Source organism: Mesorhizobium sp. M8A.F.Ca.ET.207.01.1.1 (assembly GCF_004794715.1).
Taxonomy (GTDB): domain Bacteria; phylum Pseudomonadota; class Alphaproteobacteria; order Rhizobiales; family Rhizobiaceae; genus Mesorhizobium.
Window position 1 is genome coordinate 112343 of record NZ_SRUS01000004.1, and the last position, 13349, is coordinate 125691.

Genomic DNA, 13349 nt, shown 5'->3' on the forward strand with positions numbered 1-13349 from the left:
TTGCAGACGTGGAAGAACAACCCTCGCAGCGAAAGGAAAGGAGGAAGCCAAACTGCTTGGCAAGCGACGCGCGAAACGGCGGCAGGCCCGTGGCCAGGATACGCTGGCCGGACAGGTGAAGGAACGCGGCGTTCAGCCTGAGGAAAGCCTGTTAGACTGGTCTAACGGCGGAAAGCGTACGCCGGCGGGATTGGGTGCAACCAACTGCGCGCAGCATCAGGCACTACCGGTCAAAACTCAGCAAGATCGCCCAAGGCTTCGATCAACGGCTGAATCTCGCTTTCGTAATTCTTCCAACGCTTGACGGACGACGTATAGATCGGCTGGCGAACCTGCCAATTGCTGTAGGTGTTTACGGAGCCGCCTTTGTCAAAAAAGCGCAGGCAGGCATCGTCCCACGGCAATCCGAGATAATCCATGAGCCGGCGCGACTGCTCCTCCTGATTTTCGATCAACGTCTCGTAGCGACTTTCGAAAATACGACCCGGAAAAACATTATCCCAATGCCGCATCAAGCGATCATACTCCCTGTAGTAAAGCCCCAGCGTCTCAAGATCGGCACTGTAGCTGTGGGCTTTATTGAACTGCAGGACGAAACAGGAGATGCAATTGTCGATGGCGTCGCGACGACAATGAATGATACGCGCTTTGGGGAAAAGAAGGCCAATCAGGCCGATCAGCTCGAAATTGTGAGGCATCTTGTCGACAATTCGCAGCGAGTCGGGAGCCCGCTCGCGCAGATAAGCAAGGTGCTCTTCGGCCAAAGTCCTGGTCAGATCGGGAGTAATCATCGCGATGGATTGGCCGAAGTTCACACTGGAGCGGTCTGCGACACCGAGTCCATTGGCTGTTCGCCTGAGTTTGCTGAGCTCGCCGGCGCCATGAACATTGGGGTGACTGGCACAGATCTGCTCTGTCAATGTCGTGCCCGAACGAGGCATGCCCACGACGAATACAGGCTCCTCCGAGGGATTGCCGTACGCGGCTCTTGAAGCCACCAGTTCCGGCGTGAAGGTTGCGATCATGCCGTCGACCGAGCGGCGGTAAGATTGCAGATCGAATGTATGGCCCCCGGCTTCATTCCCCTTCTTAAAGTGATCCATCGCCTCCTTATAGCGGCGGAGGTCGTTGAGAACCTTTCCTGCGGCGTGATGGAGCGCTGCCGCTCCCTCCGGCCCATGGCCCGGGTCTTGAAGCTCCGTCAGGATTGCCCCGAGTTCTGGCGGCTCTTCAGCGAATTTGCGCGTGCGTACAAGCGCGTTGTGGGCAGCCGGTACCGCGATGCGCCGTTCTATTGCCTCTTTCAGATGAACCGCGGCTTCGTCCATACGGCCGAGGCTTGCGAGCGCGCGGGGCAACCCCAACCGGGCTACGGGATGATCTCGGTCGATCCTGAGCGCCTTCTCAAAGAGCGGCAGCGCCATCTCCCACTTGTCAAACGCATTGTAGGCATCGCCCAAGGCGCAAAGCGCTTCCACCAGATCCGGCTTCAAGTCCAGGGCGTACTGAAAGTGCTTGATCGCCGGCGTAAATTCGCTGACCTTCAAATAGGTCTCGCCGAGGCTAAGATGGTAGTAAGGATTCTGCGGATCCTCTGCCACCGCCCGAGCGAAATACCGCAGTGACTTTTCGTTGTCGAAATCGAGCCCGAGCGTTCCCAGGATATACAGGGCCAGCGGATGGTTGGGCGTGCGAGCCAGGACCCTGAGGCACAGTTCCTCGGCCTCGGACAGACGTTGGGCCTGCTGCAACTCGAGCGCCTGCCGTAAAAGCAAGTCGTCGGCGTGGCTGCGGTCGGGGCCTGCCTTGGACTGCGCTTTGTATGGCGCAGCCTTCGGTGATGCCGCCTTCGGCGAGGGTTGGGTCTTGAGGTGCTTTGCCCACGCGGGCGGCAATCGGTTGCTCATCCTGTCTGGCTAGCAAAAGGGGTTTGGAGAATCCAGCCTCAATAGCCGTTTTGCGCAGAGCGCCGGCGCGGCCCATCGATTTACCATTCTTCTGGATCGACCCTTATCAGTTTCCGTTCCAGTCGGCCCGGTGATGGCGCTCTTTCCTATTCCGTTGCGCCAGCTTTTTTTCTGCGACGAATAGTGTGCGATTGCGCGGCGGCCATTTTTAACGCGGGTGTGATCTCCAACGGCGCATTCTGTGCCTCATGTGGTGTCTGTAGCCCCTCGACGTGAACGGTCGGGAATGGGAGTTCGATGCCCTGCTCCTTGAAGACCTGGCGCAGCCGCACATAGAATTTGCGTTTCATACCGAAGGCGCCTCCCGGTCTGGTCATCGCCTTGACCCTCAACACGATGCCGTACTCGCCGAACTCCTGTACGCCTTGCATCTTGATCGGGTCGAGCACCCAGTTTTTGAACTCGGGATCTTCCGCCAGTTCGAGGCCGATCCGCTTGATCAGCTTGCGAGCGAAGTCGATATCGGTGTCATAGCCAACGGTGATGTTGAATTTGTCGATAACCCAGTCACGGCTCTGGTTCTGGACTGCCCCGAGTTCACCGAAAGGTATCGTGAACAGCGGACCGCGATGGTGGCGCAGCTTCACCGAGCGCAGCGAAAAGCTCTCCACGGTACCCTTGTAATTGCCCGAGGAAATATATTCGCCGACACGAAACGCATCATCGAGCAGAAAGAACACGCCCGAAATAATGTCCTTGACGACGGTCTGCGCCCCAAAACCCACCGCAACGCCGACGACGCCAGCGCCGGCGATCAGCGGGCCGATCTGGATACCCAGCGAGGAGAGCATCATCAGCACCGCCATCACGATGATCGATGCGAGCAGAATGTTCTGAAGGATCGGCAACAGCGTGTGCAGCCGCGCCTGCTGCGGATCGAGGATCGGGCCCTCCTCCTCGCTGATCACAGGGTGCGGTACTTCGATGCCCAGCTTTCGTTCGATCAAAGCCTTGATGATCGACCAGCCGAAATCGGCTGCAAGCGCAATGACCACGACATTGATCAAGCCGCGCAATATGAACATCGTCGTCGTATCGCTGCCCTGCATGGATTGCATGTCCAGGCCCCAGACACGCGCGAGAAGGTAAGCCGCCGCCAGGATGAAAATCATCCTGATACCGCGATCGATGACAGCGATCGTCACCGCCGGGATCGTCGGCCGGCCGGCCTCTTCCGAACCCGGCCGCAGCACGAAATTAACCCCGCGCTGCGTCAGCACGATTGCCAAAGGCAGGAAGAATGCGGCCAAGGTAAACCAGAAGATTATGTTAAAGCCGGCAATGCGCTCCAGGAACAGAACGACGAAATAAGCAGTCAATAGCCATGTCGCTCCCGTGTGACCGCTTTGGGGCGCCCCGTCTCGCTTCCTTGGCCGGCGCCAAACGGCAAACAGAAAGAGCAACAGCAGGACGAAATCGGCGCCCAGCGACAGGACCATCATTCCGTCCGGATCGATGCCGAGACCCGGCAAGAGGTGGAACGCGGCGCCGAAGAAGGCGAAGACGCCGACGATCCGGGGTAGCCAATAGGACCAATGGTCAGCCGCTTCGTTGGGGACCGGCAAAGCACGAACCTCGACGGCGCTCTCGACCTTCATGAAGGAAGGGACGAGCGTGGCCATGACGTACATGCGCACACCCCATGTAACGACCGCCGCGATCAGGAATGTCAGTACAATCTCGCGGATGAGCGTCGGCCAGTCGAACAACATGAATGCGCCGGCGCTGCCCAGTGCGAACGAGACGATCAGCAGGCTGGAATAAAGCAGGCGGCCACCAATCTTCTTGGCTCGCCCCATGGGCGTATTCTTCGGTTGCGCGATAATCCAAAGGCGGAATGGGCGGGTCAACTTGTACGTTGCCCAAGTGAGCGCCAGGCCGGCTGCGATGAACAGCGCAATCAGCAGAAATACGCCTGCAGGCCTCTTGCCGGACATATCCTCCATGGTCTTTGCCCGAACATGCGCGAACTGGCCCGGCAGCAAGGGCAAAGTCTGTACGATTCTTTCGATATGATGCTTGATCCGATCGAGCGTCGAGGATGCCATCGTATTCATCTGGCCTGGTGCGGCCACGGCATCGGACGATGCGTCGGCCGGCGAAGCTCCAGCCTTGGCAGGCGCTTCGGTTGGCCCGGCGTCCTGTTTTCGCTGCTCGACCACCCAGGCCTTCACGGACGGATCGTCGAGAAGCTCGAACAGCTGTTTGACCCTTTCAGGCGGCACGGTCGCCGGCGTCTGCGCCTCTGCCTGACCAGCCAGCAAGAGGGCGATGCCAAAGACGAGCGGCCTGGCAATCAGGACGAACATCGCAGTCAAATCTCCGAGACGTCGCGCCGCGCGTGCCAGATACCAGGCTCCCAATCGTCGAATCATGAGTGGCATCGCGCTGTGACCTTCCGATAGAATCGGCAAGCAACGACATCTATGCCCGCCGTTGCCCCTACCTTGAAGAAACCGATGTTGCTGTGCAAGACGTCACCGTTCCAGGCGAGCGATGCAGCGAAACCCAAGGTGGCAAGTGGATGTATCCACGGGCTGCGCCATGCGAGCGGCCGGTCGGTAACGGCGGCAATAGCTCGGAGCGCACAAGAAAGACCCGCCCTTGGTGACCTTGCGTGGGATCGTGATATCGGGCGTCAGCGGATCATAGCTCGCCTCGCGCTCACCGCCGCGCGGATTGGTCATCGTGCAGCATGGGCTCTCGATCCGGCGGTGCTCCTGATACCAGTCCGTGGTCCACTGCCAAACGTTGCCGGCCATGTCGTGGAGTCCATAGCCGTTTGCCGGGAATGAACCGACAGGCGCGGTCCATTCGTAGCCGTCCTCGCAGCTATTTCGGTATGGAAATTCACCCTGGTACGTGTTGGCCATATGCTGGCCACCCGGGGTTAGTTCGTCGCCCCATACGAACTCCGAGCCGTTCAGTCCGCCGCGCGCGGCAAACTCCCATTCGGCCTCGGTCGGCAGCGCCTTTCCCGCCCAGTCCGCATAGGCTTGCGCATCCTCGTATGCGATATGGACGACTGGATGGGTTTCAAGGCCCTTGAGGGTGCTGGCCGGGCCGCGCGGATGCCGCCAATTCGCTCCGCGCACGTAGGCCCACCAGTTGTAGTGATTGCTGCGATCGATGCCGCGCGTGGGCCTGACGAACAACGCTGAAGCCGGCGCCAATGACTCGGCGCCCGCCGCAGGATAGTCCGCAGCATTTGCCGGACGCTCGGCCAGCGTAACGTAACCGCTGGCCTCGACAAAGCGCCTGAACTCGTCATTCGTGACGGTCGTGCGATCCATCCAGAAGCCGGCGACCATGACGCGGTGCGCGGGCGCCTCCTCGGGATAGTGGCTGTTCGAGCCCATCAGGAATTCGCCGCCTGGCACCCACACCATATTTGGAAATGGCGGGCTGCGCCCGGGAACGGAGCGTACGGACTCCAGATCCCCTCCAGGTGGCACAGCCGTGGCGACATCGTCCATGGTTTTGGCAGCTACGGACTTCGATCCTGCGCGTTTAGTCTCCAAGCTCATTGAACGCCGTGGCCGGATCAGCCGAAATGGGCGGTGCGCCGAAGGTCAGCTTGATCGCCTCTCCTATCAACAGCGGCGGCGCCATTTGCTTGGCGATATCCACGATTTTTCCTTTCAATTCCTTGACCTTGTCAGGATTCTTGTCGGCCAGATTGGTCTTTTCGGATTTGTCGGCTGCAAGATCGAACAGTTCGACCCGCTCCAACACACCGGCTGCCCATACGAGCTTCGTATCGCCTTGGCGGATTGCGCCGCCGGTCGGGTCGACATTGTAGACCATCTCGGTGCGGGGCGAGGGCTTGGCTTCGCTAATGGTTTCCCAAACATCCATGCCATCGAGCGGCTTGTTCTTGGTCGGTTTTGCCCCGGCAAGTCCGGCAAGTGTCGGATAGATATCAGTGACATGTATCAGGCCGTTCACGTCGCCAGCCTTCACCTTGCCCGGCCAGTTCACCAGGCCGCAGACGCGGGTGCCGCCCTCGTAAAGCGTGCCCTTGCCGCTGCGGTACGGCCCATTGTCGGCCGGTAGGCTGTTGCCGACCTTCGATTCACCCGCAAACATTGCATCTCGCACACCGCCATTGTCGCTCTGGAAGAGGATGATCGTATTGTCGCGCATTTTCTTCTTCTCGAGCTCGGCAACGACCCGACCGATCTCGTCGTCCATGGCGGAAACCATGGCGGAGTAGAGCCGGCGCTGGTCGTCGGCAACATGAGCATATCTTTTGATATGTTCTTCGGGTGCCTGATAAGGCGAATGCGGCGCGGTGAATGCCAGGTACAAGAATAGCGGCGCCTTCCCGTCATGCTTTTCGATCACCTTGGCGGCTTCCGTGCCGAACAGGGTGTTATCGTATCCGGGCTCCTTTAGCGGCTTGTTATTGCGATACCAGTCCATCACGCCATGGGAAGCGTGCTTGAAGTGATCGATTTCGCCAACCAGGGCGCCGTAGAACGAATCGAATCCCCGCTGGCGCGGCCAGTATTCGGCCTTCGCGTGACCCAGATGCCACTTGCCCACCATCGCCGTCTTGTAGCCGGCGTCCTTGAGCATCTGAGGCAAGATGTATTCGTCCGTGGCTAGGCCGTAGCCGCCGCCTGACGGGATAACACCCATCTGCAGCCCATAGCGCAACGGATAGCGTCCCGTCATCAGCGCCGCCCGGGTGGGCGTGCACATCGGCTGGGCATAGAACTGTTCCAACCGCGCGCCCTCGGCAGCCAGCTTGTCGATGTTTGGCGTCTTGATGTCCGAGCCGTGGAAGCCAACGTCCTTCCAGCCCTGGTCGTCGGAGATGATGTAGACGATGTTGGGAGGTGTCCCTTGAGCCGCCGCGGGCTGAACACCGGCAAGGCCGGCAAGCGCGCCTGATAGACCGGCTGGAACCGCAAAGCGCGAAACGGCAGCCGCCGTGCCGGCCATCAATGCATCGCGCCGCGTTATTCTGTTGGTTGTACCGGCTTCAGCCGGGAAGTCTCGATCGATACTCATACTCTCCCACCCTTCTCCCCTTAGGGGTAAATGCTTTTGAGATATCATCGTCACTCACTCTGAAGGCCGACGCTTCAGGACCACGTTCTGCTTCCCGGCCGCCATGAAGCAGCTACTTCACAACAATCCTCTATTGGGCGACCGCGAATTGATAGGTGAACCCCAACATCGGCCCCTGCTGAGTGAGTTTGTTCACGAAGCCATCGTGGCTATAGTTGTCGTGCACGGCCCGATAACCGACAAAGCCTGTTCTTGATAGCCCCCATTTCTCTTCCTCGTAGACCGTCAATCGCGACGAAGAGACGGCTTCATCGACCAAGTCATATTCGATGCAGCATCTTAGACTGGATGAAGTCCCGCTTTGCGCTAGATCAATTCGGCCGCGATGCAGCGGAACGTGACAGATTAACACACCAACACCCTGTGCAATACGCCCTTCCGGTCTCGGCGCCACACGATAATCATGGCAAAGGCGCTCGATGTTCTCGGCGCATCCGGCTGACCCAGAGATCTATTTCGTCCACAGTCCCCATTGGCCGTGAGTCGGCGATACTTTGCGCCGATTGATCTCGCGCAATTTGCATTTAAGTTACAGCTAATACAATCATCCTGCTATCCACTTTGCGCAAAGGACGTATTTTTGAGCACCTGGCCTTCATCGCCTTCGCACAGGGACGTACAGCTCGGCCCAGACGGGCTCGGCGATGCCGCCTCTGGGCTGCCTGTGAAGGTCGACAGGCTTTCGCCAGGGCAACTGCCGTCGCGACTCCGGCAAATCCGGTCCCACGGCAAGTGGGCGCTCGATCTGGCCGAATTCAACTGCGCCTTCCGCGCCAGCGGCGGCTTTGCCCCAGGTTCCGTGGCGATAGTGGGCATAGAGCAGGCCCGGGACTCAACGATCTGCGGCATTCCGCTCAAAGACGACATGATCGTGACAATCCCCGCCGGCACGAGCGTAACAGCAACGGTCCAGCCCGGCCTTAGTTATGCAGGCGCCGTTGTCCCGATGTCGATCTGGGTAGAGATCCAGGCACTTTCCGCTGGCACGATCTTGGCTAGGGCTGCAGACCACCCAAACGCCGTTCAGCTCACCACCACCGATGCGAAAATGTCTCGAAGCCAAATGGAGGCGATGGCAGATCGCTTCGAAGCAGCCGCAAGCGGTGCAGCTCTGCCGGAGCATACTCCGATCGCGTTGATGGAATATTTGCGAGGCATGGCTGACGCCTTCGCTGGCGCGCCTAGCAACGCAGGATTGGATCGGTCCTCCAGCCGTCATCTCAGGCAGGCATGGGCGGCCGAGGCTTTCATTCGCGCCCATATCCGCGAAGACATCCCCATCATCCGGTTGTGTAAGGAAATCGGCGTCAGCCGCCGTCAATTGGAGTACGCCTTTCGCACCACCTTTGCTCTAAGCCCGCTGGAATTCATCAGGGCGCTCCGTCTCAATGAAGCCAGGCGACTGCTCACCGCCCGGGGAGCAAGAGGCTCGAGTGTCACAAGCATCGCGATGGAGGTTGGGCTCACCCATCTTGGCCGCTTCGCAGCGAACTATCGCCAGCTCTTCGGCGAGTCCCCCAGAGAAACACTGCTTCGCGGGCGAAGGCCAGAGGATTGACCCGATACAGCGCGCGGTCGTCGCCGCTCCTGATAAGCATTTCGAATTTTGACATAACGCGCGGGCTCCAAGCTCGCGCTTGCTCGATCTCGGTCATCTTGCGTTCGAGAAGACGATCGTCGACCACAGGAACGACAGCTCCACCCGGTTGCGATGCGACAGCTTACCAAAATCCTGCCCCGATGCGAATGGATGGAAATCCTTCGTCTGTCTCGGGCCTTAGGGCGGCATGTGCGATACTGGTGCGAGGCGTTTCGTCGCTCTTGCGCATGGTGAGCGGAAATAATGACACCGACAAAGTTCACCGTTCAATTGAGCACGGCCTCGACGGTGGCGACAAAGTCGTCGAGGGAGCGATCCCCACGAATCTCGATGCGCGGAAGGTCGATGGGATCGCTATCAAGGTCCGCCGGCCCGTGTCTGCCGCCGAAGCCAATCCGATAGCCGCACTCCCTGGCCAGCCTGCCAAGCCGCCGGTCGGTGACGGAGAAGGGGGCCGCGAACGCCGAGGTTGGCCGGCCGGTCCACCGTTCGACGAACATCCGAGAGCGCAGGAGCTCGGCCGCAAGGTCAGAGCTCGACAGACCATCGATGGCGCGATGCGTCGCCAGATGGCTTCCGAAGAATGCACCTTCGGCGGCGAGACGTCGCACCGTTCCGGCGTCCATAAGCGGTGTCGGCGGACCGCTGACGGCGTCCCACTTTGCACTTTCACCCACAAGGTCCGTCACCAGGAACACTTCGGCCGTCAGGTCGTGCGCGCGCAAGATCGGCCAGGCATGATCGGCAAAGTTCTGAAAGCCGTCATCGAAGGTGATGAGCACCGGGCGGCCAGCGAAAGGCTGACGGTTGGCGATGGACCATTCCAGTTGCTCGGACATAACCGCGTGAAAGCCATTGGCCCGCAACCATGCCATCTGGCCGGCGAACGCGGCGGGCGTGAGCCGGAAACGGGCGAGCGCGGCCGGACCTTCATCGGCGACGCCGTGATACATGAGGACAGGGATACGCTGCCGCCGCTCGCTACGCGCGACGTCGCGGCGCAAGGCCCGCGCTCCGCCCCAGACGATATTTCGCGCGACCCCGATTCCGATGGATGCGCGGACCGGCACATGATCAATCACCGGCTCCGTCGCCATGTGGTCCGGTGACAGGCGGCGGAAGCGGTCTATGCGATAGAGTTCGGTCTGGATCGATTGCTCGAGGACGAGGCCTTCGGTCGCCGCCAACGTCTCCGAGATCGTTTGGCCACCGAATGTGTTCCAGTCGAAGCCCGTCCTTTCGGGATTGTCCCGAAGCACGAATGCGTGTGCGCTGATGAAACTGCCGCCAGGCGCCAACGCCTCGGCGACTTTTTTGGTGAAGCGCTGCAACTCGGCCAGATCATCGAGATAGTAGAGCACTTCCGAACAGAAGATCAGATCCATCTCGCCCGGGAGCGTGTCGGCCATGAAATCCAGTACGCCGAATTCAACATTCGGTTGATCGCTGCATCGCGCGCGCGCCCGCTCGACCGCTATCGCGGAGATATCAGTTGCAGTCAAATGACCCACTCGCGGCGCCAGCTGCCGCGTGAAATGGCCCTCGGCGCAGGCCAGCTCAAGCGCCTGTCCAATGGGGCCGGCAGGCAGAATTTCGAGCTGCCGCTCATATTTTTCCTGCTCGTAGGTCGAGGTGTAGTTCCAGGGATCCTCTGTCGCAAAATAGCTGTTCCAGAACGCCGTACGATCCTTGTCGTGGCCATCCGAGGCCGGTGAACGGCGCGGCGCCGGAAGGGGCTGCGTGGCTTCGGCGCTCGACAGAACCAGTTCCCGCGCTTCCGAGACCAATCGCGCGAGTTTGCCGAAGTGACTGTCCGGATCAGGCCGGCGTTCCGCCGTGGTCGACAGTGCCTCGGCTGCAAGCGTCTCTGACGTGTCGGCACCGTCGTCCTTTTGCGGTGCCAAATTCAGGATGAGTTCAATCCAATGACGCCTTGTCACGTTCCCGAGCACGCCGAACTGAACGACAGCTTCGATCCGGCCATCCATCATCAGGTAGGCACAGATTTGATCGATTCCCTCCGGAAGCTCGGTTGAGGTTGGATTTCGAGCGTCGACGCGAATTCCGAGTGTCCGCGCCAGCCTGCGAGGTGCGGCAAGATCGTCGGCATCGAGAAGCATTTGCTCGAGATGATACTGGACGCGACGAGCCGCGACCGGATCGCCCCAGACCTTGCCGAGTTCGATGATCAACGCGGTGAGGGCGCCGCCAAATCTTTCCCACCGGGCAGCCAAATGCGCTGGCGCCGATAGGCTTCCCACCATCAGGCCATCGAGGGCCACCTTGGCGATCTCACGCGCCCATTTACGTCCTGCCGGGAGCGCGCGCAGGGATTGCGGATCGATCGAGCCGCCGCCGCAGCCGCAATCCGATGCAGCGTTCCACAACGCGAACCACGCGAGTGCTTCCGAAGCGGTTCGCCCGGTCGCCTCGGTCGCTCCATTGGCGTGAGCCAATCCTGGGCGTTTGACCCTGGGATCGGGAGAAAAGCCGCGGGCGATCACGATTCGCGCATCCGCCAGCATTTGCGTCGAATTGCGGGTGAGCGCGTTGGGGCTGGCTCGATGGAAAGCGAGCGGCTCGTCGACCATCACCCAATTTTTGCCGAGGCGTGCGACGCGCTGCCATAGATCCCAGTCTTCGCAGGTACGCAGCGACGCATCGAAACCGCCCAACTCGACGATTGTTTCCCGGTCGACCAGCACCGCGTGAGTGGCGATGGCACATCGGCGGGCGAACGTTTCGAAAGGCTGGATCGCGACTTCGGGGGCGATGCTCGAGGGGGTGAATGCTCCATCGGGCATCACGCGCCGTGAACCGCAATAGGCGGCCACTGCATCGGGAGCGGTTTTCAGTGCGGCCAGGATTTTCGCAAGGAAGCTGGCATCCACCCAGTCGTCGGCATCCAGGAACATCAGCCACTGGCCGCGCGCCGTCGAAATCCCGTCATTGCGTGCGCCGGCGGGGCTATGCGCGCAAGACCTCAACGTCCGAAATCGGGCATCTCGTTCCACATAACCGGCGATGATCGCGGGGGTGCTGTCCGTGGAGGCGTCGTCGACGATGATCGCCTCCCAGTCGACGACCTCCTGCTCGAGAAGGCAATCGAGCGCGCGCGCCAGCGTTGCCTCCGTGTTGTGCGCAGGAATTACGATTGAAACCAATGGATTATGCGCCACGCGATCTTACCCGCGCCTGGACGTCGGTACCACAACGCTTACGGTAGCTTTGTCCTGGATCATCGAGTTTCGCTTTCTTTCGCCGGGAGATACGGCATCGGACGGCAGCACTGCTCTGTCAAGATCGGGGGGCATTAGAGGCAGCAGGAAGACTTGAAGACATGCTTGAATGGCAAGCGCTCATGCCCGACGGCTTAGATCTGAGGTCGGTGCGCCGGCGCATTTCCGCTCGCACATTCGTTCACCGCTCCGGGAGGGTCATCTAGCCCCGCGGCATTCCGCTCATAATCAAGCCTGACCTGGCTTGCAGACGGGTTGTCCTGAGACGGGCGCCGCATGGCAGTCATTTCCAAGGTCCTGTCGATTCATTAAAAGTAGACATCGCTAATGTAATGGCCGCAGGCCGCCTTGCGGCAATAACAGCCGTTCAACCTGGATTCTCGAACAGCCATTCTCTGTCCTAGAGAAGACCTTCCTTCTAGCGTTGGGTCCGCGTTGGAAGGTGACGGTTACAGTATGCGGGCCGATGCCAGAAAGTATCTGCACATCTAGATCAGCGGATTGCAATTAATCTAATGAAAAATCATAATTTATTCCATTCAAAGTATATATAGATTTTAGACGTGCTTTCGATAGTACGTTTCAGTGAATGATCAATTGGATTTGCCGACTGCTTCAGCTATCAAAGAAATACAAGAGCGAAATCATCGAAGATTGCGTAGCTGTTGCTAGTTCAGAGATCGAACAAGAGGCGCGCGAATCGGCTCGAGCCAAAGAGGATTTCGGCTTGTGGGCCGGGTATTTGTCTGACATAATCCCCGTTTCCGGGTTTTCCACTGGCAATTGGGGCATAGTGATGGCTAAGGAATCTTCGAGTACCGCGTCTTCAGTAAATAAAGCGGACGCAAATCTGATCGGTAATGCAGAGGGAAATGGACTGAGCTTCATGGCGGGCCAAGCTCGCGAGAGCGGAGCCCCGGGCGACGCTGTAGGTGTCGACAAGATACGGGATCTGCTGTTCGGCAACCAGATGCAGGACTACGATCGCCGCTTTTCCAAGCTTGAAGAACGGGTCTTGCAGCGCTTCAAGGATGTTGAATCCGAGGCCAAGCGCAATCTTGAAATGTACGAATCAAATGCGAAGAAGCAGGTCGATTCGCTCGCGACGCAATTGCGGAACGAAAAAGATGCGCGAGCCGAGGGCGACAAGGAGATCGACCGGAATCTTCGCGAGCAAAATCAGGCACTTGAAAAGCAGGTGCGCGCATTGTCGGATCAAGTCAGCGAGCTCGAGCGCGATGTTGCAGACCGGATCAATCGAAACGATCATTTGCTGCGTGAGGAAATCAAGCAAAGGATCGAAAGCGTTCAGATGCTGATAGAGAAGGTGTTTTCCGATCTCAGCAACGTCAAGACCGACCGCAATCTTTTGGCCGGCCTGTTTGTCGAGGTCGCAAAATGTCTCAATCAGGATCCCGTCGGCAGCAAGACCAACTCGGAGCGTGGCTGGAAAGTGAGTTGATC

General features: G+C 59.4%; 8 protein-coding genes. 2 read left to right on the top strand and 6 right to left on the bottom strand.

The window, feature by feature from the left end:
• Positions 1-230 precede the first annotated feature (230 nt).
• The 5 genes from EN850_RS12870 to EN850_RS12890 form a co-directional block, all read right to left on the bottom strand.
• The gene (locus EN850_RS12870; RefSeq protein ID WP_136091420.1) at positions 231-1907 is read right to left on the bottom strand and encodes a sulfotransferase; all 1677 of its coding nucleotides are present in this window, start codon (positions 1905-1907) and stop codon (positions 231-233) included.
• 146 nt (positions 1908-2053) lie between these two features.
• Positions 2054-4276, bottom strand: coding sequence for a mechanosensitive ion channel family protein (locus tag EN850_RS12875; RefSeq protein WP_136091421.1), 2223 nt, complete (start codon positions 4274-4276; stop codon positions 2054-2056).
• 168 nt (positions 4277-4444) lie between these two features.
• Entirely contained in the window at positions 4445-5356 is a 912-nt protein-coding gene (locus EN850_RS12880) for a formylglycine-generating enzyme family protein (protein WP_127278549.1), read from the bottom strand.
• 121 nt (positions 5357-5477) lie between these two features.
• Positions 5478-6917: an arylsulfatase gene (locus EN850_RS12885; protein WP_245464379.1), complete on the bottom strand. Its 1440-nt coding sequence runs from the start codon at positions 6915-6917 to the stop codon at positions 5478-5480.
• Positions 6918-7116: 199 nt separating this feature from the next.
• Positions 7117-7305, bottom strand: coding sequence for a hypothetical protein (locus EN850_RS12890; RefSeq protein ID WP_135867312.1), 189 nt, complete (start codon positions 7303-7305; stop codon positions 7117-7119).
• 897 nt (positions 7306-8202) lie between these two features.
• Between EN850_RS12890 and EN850_RS37120 the strand changes: the two genes are divergently transcribed.
• Positions 8203-8604: a helix-turn-helix domain-containing protein gene (locus EN850_RS37120; RefSeq protein WP_245464380.1), complete on the top strand. Its 402-nt coding sequence runs from the start codon at positions 8203-8205 to the stop codon at positions 8602-8604.
• 308 nt (positions 8605-8912) lie between these two features.
• On the opposite strand, the gene EN850_RS12905 is transcribed toward EN850_RS37120, so the two are convergent.
• Positions 8913-11825, bottom strand: a complete 2913-nt coding sequence (locus tag EN850_RS12905; RefSeq protein ID WP_136091423.1) for a trifunctional glycosyltransferase/class I SAM-dependent methyltransferase/polysaccharide deacetylase — start codon at positions 11823-11825, stop codon at positions 8913-8915.
• Between the two features lie 649 nt (positions 11826-12474).
• Here EN850_RS12905 and EN850_RS12910 point away from each other — a divergent pair.
• Positions 12475-13347 (top strand): hypothetical protein, encoded by an 873-nt coding sequence (locus EN850_RS12910; RefSeq protein WP_246689191.1) that lies wholly within the window; start codon positions 12475-12477, stop codon positions 13345-13347.
• Positions 13348-13349: the final 2 nt, after the last annotated feature.

Bases quoted from the DNA above. Each gene is read 5' to 3' on its own strand.
- EN850_RS12910 (WP_246689191.1), top strand. From the start codon at position 12,475: ATGATCAATTGGATTTGCCGACTGCTTCAGCTATCAAAGAAATACAAG.
- EN850_RS12880 (WP_127278549.1), bottom strand. From the start codon at position 5,356: ATGGTGTGGGTGCCAGGCGGCGAATTCCTGATGGGCTCGAACAGCCAC.
- EN850_RS12875 (WP_136091421.1), bottom strand. From the start codon at position 4,276: ATGTTCGTCCTGATTGCCAGGCCGCTCGTCTTTGGCATCGCCCTCTTG.
- EN850_RS37120 (WP_245464380.1), top strand. From the start codon at position 8,203: ATGGCTGACGCCTTCGCTGGCGCGCCTAGCAACGCAGGATTGGATCGG.
- EN850_RS12885 (WP_245464379.1), bottom strand. From the start codon at position 6,917: ATGGCCGGCACGGCGGCTGCCGTTTCGCGCTTTGCGGTTCCAGCCGGT.
- EN850_RS12870 (WP_136091420.1), bottom strand. From the start codon at position 1,907: ATGAGCAACCGATTGCCGCCCGCGTGGGCAAAGCACCTCAAGACCCAA.